Origin of the sequence: Acinetobacter sp. TYF_19 (genome assembly GCF_043105125.1) — a bacterium.
Taxonomy (GTDB): domain Bacteria; phylum Pseudomonadota; class Gammaproteobacteria; order Pseudomonadales; family Moraxellaceae; genus Acinetobacter; species Acinetobacter johnsonii.
Map to the genome: position 1 here is coordinate 1 of NZ_JBICLH010000077.1, position 1139 is coordinate 1139.

Below are 1139 nucleotides of genomic sequence, written 5' to 3' on the forward strand. Positions count from 1 at the left end.
TGGCTGATTGATGAAGCTGAACTCTATGTGCCTCATACTCGTCATCCAATTCAAGCCCAAAAACTTAGACTCTTGGATGACAACAGTCAGTTTCAAGCCTTAAAGCGTCGACAGATTCGTTTTCATCGTTCTAGTGCTACCGAACAACAGGATAGCATCATCAGTCTGAGTGCGCAGCGCAGCCTACAACCGACTGCAGTCCATATCCAACGTTGGCAAGCCGACCACCTGAGTCAAGAAGAAGGTGCAGGTTCAGTCCAAAGCCAACATCAACACAGTACACAACAAGACAATGCTAGCCTCAGTTTAGAACAAGCGTGGCATGTTAGCCCTGCATGGATGTAAGATTTAAATGGAGAAGATCAGGCGACCACAGCATCAAACAGCCAAATTGAAAAACTCAATCAAACCCTGAGTAATGTCTACAACCAACAGGCGAAACAATTCACTGCACAGAGCACCGTACGTGATGCCCAAGTGGGGTATTGGTTTGAGTTACATGAACATCCTGAACTGGATCAACATAGTGATGCAGACAAAGAATTTCTGATCACGACCAAGACTTTCTATAATCAAAACAACTTGCCCAAAGATCTGAGTGAGCAAATTCAGCATTTACTGAAACAAAGCCAATGGTCACTCAAAACCAGCACAGTGCCAAGCGAACGCCAAGCCAACCACTTGAGTTTACAGCGTCGTCACATCACGACCGTTCCAGCTTATAACCCGATAGCGCACCGACCAGCCACACACCCACAACGTGCCAAAGTTGTGGGACCAAGTGGTGAAGAAATTCATGTGGATGAATGGGGGCGGATCAAAGTTCGCTTCCTCTTTACCCGCAACGATGACCACAGCCATGACGGCGGTGCAGGCGCCAATGACAATGATACAGACTCTGCATGGGTTGATGTCTTGACCCCATGGGCGGGTGAGGGCTATGGCGCACGCTTTTTACCGCGCATTGGTGAAATCGTGGTGATTGATTTCTTTGATGGCAATCTCGACCGTCCCTTTGTGGTTGGACGGATTCATGAAGCGCAGCGCAGCCCAACGAAATTTGATCAGAAAGGTCAATTACCAGAAACCAAGAAACTAGCTGGGATTCGCTCTAAAGAAATAGGGGGTGAAGGCTATAA

General features: G+C 47.6%; 1 pseudogene. It reads left to right on the top strand.

Annotated elements, in window-relative coordinates:
- Nucleotides 1-1139, top strand: a pseudogene (locus ACF8FD_RS11210) (type VI secretion system Vgr family protein); the annotation flags it as partial.